This window comes from Pedobacter sp., from assembly GCF_035566355.1.
Lineage (GTDB): Bacteria > Bacteroidota > Bacteroidia > Sphingobacteriales > Sphingobacteriaceae > Pedobacter.
On sequence record NZ_DATMRL010000593.1, the window covers coordinates 1 to 2,656 of the forward strand.

Annotated in this window: 4 protein-coding genes; all 4 read right to left on the bottom strand. The window is 37.7% G+C overall.

Annotated features, from left to right (window positions below; genetic code table 11):
• Positions 1-137 precede the first annotated feature (137 nt).
• Positions 138-440 carry a DUF6660 family protein gene (locus VNZ46_RS29440; protein WP_414693525.1) on the bottom strand — a complete coding sequence of 101 codons (303 nt, stop codon included), beginning with the start codon at positions 438-440 and terminating at the stop codon, positions 138-140.
• A gap of 59 nt (positions 441-499) precedes the next feature.
• Entirely contained in the window at positions 500-919 is a 420-nt protein-coding gene (locus tag VNZ46_RS23245; protein ID WP_325563088.1) for a hypothetical protein, read from the bottom strand.
• Positions 920-921: 2 nt separating this feature from the next.
• Positions 922-1,257, bottom strand: coding sequence for a YnfA family protein (locus VNZ46_RS23250; RefSeq protein WP_325563090.1), 336 nt, complete (start codon positions 1,255-1,257; stop codon positions 922-924).
• 194 nt (positions 1,258-1,451) lie between these two features.
• A partial coding sequence (locus VNZ46_RS23255) for a formylglycine-generating enzyme family protein (protein ID WP_325563092.1) occupies positions 1,452-2,656 on the bottom strand: 1,205 nt, incomplete at its 5' end.

Below are 2,656 nucleotides of genomic sequence, written 5' to 3' on the forward strand. Positions count from 1 at the left end.
TATTATCCCTGACTACTGCCTTTAATATATATTGTGCGCTTGCTGATGATGCCATTATATAAAGCATCAGCAGCAAATGAATTCTTCTTTGCATCGTTGAAATAAATTGAGTTGATAAAAAGTAAATGGTTAACTAACTAACTCAATTGAGGCGGTTGCCAAATAGGTAATGAAACTGTCGTTAATCTGTCAATGTATTGAGCAAAATGTTGAGGTGGTTGTTGTAAAAGCGGAGCTTTTATTTCTTCGAGTTGAAAGTTTATTGAAAATCCTGAGCAATTGCCGCAGGCAAAAAACGGAGAGCAATTACCATTGCAATTATTATCGTGAGAACTGGTTTTTTGTGCAGTCTTGTCATCAATGCAACAATTATTCTTGCAGCACGGGGCCGCAGAAAGAACTAAAACCAAAATTGCAAGTACAAAACTTACCAATTTCATATTCCAAAGATAGTGAGTAAGATTTGAATTTGGAAAAATTCAGTTTCAAATGGATTTATTTAAAAACTCAATTCACTCGAAATAAATTTTTTTACTCCTTCCGGACCTGTAATACTTAACCACGCAAATGAAGTGTCTCCATTAACGGACAAACTGAAATCAAAAAAATCACAACAAACTCTTTCTGTTTTTATGAATTCGGTCAGCTCGTCAACAACTTTGTTATTACCTTTAAATTTATAAGCATATCCGTTTTGTAATTCTTTTTTTTCTATCACCTGTTTTTTTAAACTTGCAACAACAGTCTCAATTCTTTTTCTCATTTCTGCACTGGTCAATTTGCATGTAAACTCAACCTTTTTATTATTAGTTGGCCGATTGCTTAAGTTGCTATCAATATTTTTCATTTTTGAAGTATCATTTTGAGCGTAACAAAAAATAGAAAATGTCAGTATCGGAAATATTAGTAACTGTTTCATATTTATCTGATTGTTCTTGGAGCGTAAAAAATTATAAATACACCAATGAGTGCGACCAGTGCGCCAATGATATCATACTGGTCCGGTTTAAAGTTATCTACTTTCCATGCCCATAATAATGAAAGTACAATGAATATTCCTCCGTATGTGGCATACACCCGGCCAAATCCGGCGGATTGCCAGGTGGCTACAACTCCATACAAAGCCAGAATAAGACCCCCAAGAATTCCATACCAAATGGGTTTTCCGGATTTTAACCATAACCAAATAAGATAACCACCACCTATTTCGCAAATGCCAGCGATCAGAAAGATTAGTAAAGATTTAGCCACCATCATAATATGTGTTTTGCATAAAGATATTTTAATAGCGTTGGAAATAATAATCACGAGTTTTGCTATTCGAATTTTCGAACACAGATACCTATACTAGAATTTAGAAAAAAAATTAGAGAGCAATGCGTTAAAGGAATTTGATTTTATATTTTTAGGAATACGAAAACATTCTTCTCTCGCCGCTGAATTTTTTATAATTATTTTTCTGCGAGTTCCTTTGGCAACTCATCTTTTACACAACGGAAACCAATATGGTTAGTTGAGGACCGGTATTCTCCTTTACCTCTTGTGCCCACCATATAGCGTGTGCAGTACTGGTCAGTGCATAAAAAAGATCCCCCTCTTTGTACTTTTTTCTTCTCTGTAGGCTCTGATGGATCATACGAGGTATTGGGGCCTTTCGGATTTTTAGCAACTCCTGCTTTCGAAAGGTTTTGATAGTAGTCAGGGCGATACCAGTCAATGCACCATTCCCAAACATTACCTGCCATATCATACAATCCATAAGCATTTGCGGGAAATTGTTTTACCGGGGCAATCCCTGGAAAACCATCACTGCCTTCGTCATGTGCCGGAAATTTTCCCTGGTATATATTGGCCATCCATTTACCATCAGGTTTAAACTGGTTGCCCCAGGTAAATAATTCACCAGCTTTCCCTCCTCTTGCAGCAAATTCCCATTCAGCTTCAGTAGGCAAACGCTTCCCTGCCCATTTCGAATAGGCATTGGCGTCATCCCATGCAATATGGACGACTGGATAATTCTCTTTCCCTTTCAAATCGCTATCAGGTCCTGATGGATGCTTCCAATTCGCGCCATGAACATAGCTCCACCATTGATATTGATTATTCAAATCAGTAATTTCAGTTGGGATAAAAACGACGGAACCTGCTACCAAATTTTCTTCCGGGGCACCAGGAAATTCTTCCCTGGTGGGCTTTTGTTCTGCCACTGTAATATAACCTGTTGATTTTACAAATGCAGCAAACTCGGCATTGGTTACTTCTGTTTCATCCATATAAAAACCGCCTACATACACCCGGTGCACCGGCCTTGCGTCATTCATGGATTCGTGTCCGCCATCATTCATGCCAACAGGGTTTACACCTCCCATGCTGAATTCTCCACCGGGTATCCAGACCATCCCCTTAATAGTAGCAATTGCTTTTGTATTATTTACGATTGACGGTTTAAATTTAGTGCCTCCGTTTTGCATATATAAAACACTGTCTGTAGGAATAAGGCCAATAGATGTGCATGAAACGGCACCGGCAATTTTTGCCTGGAATAATTTTTTTTCTTCTTGCCCTTTTTGTTTTGCCTGGTTACAATAAGTAAAGCTTGTCATAAGAATTAATCCTAAAACAAATAATATCGTATACTTCACAAGCATTTTTTGGA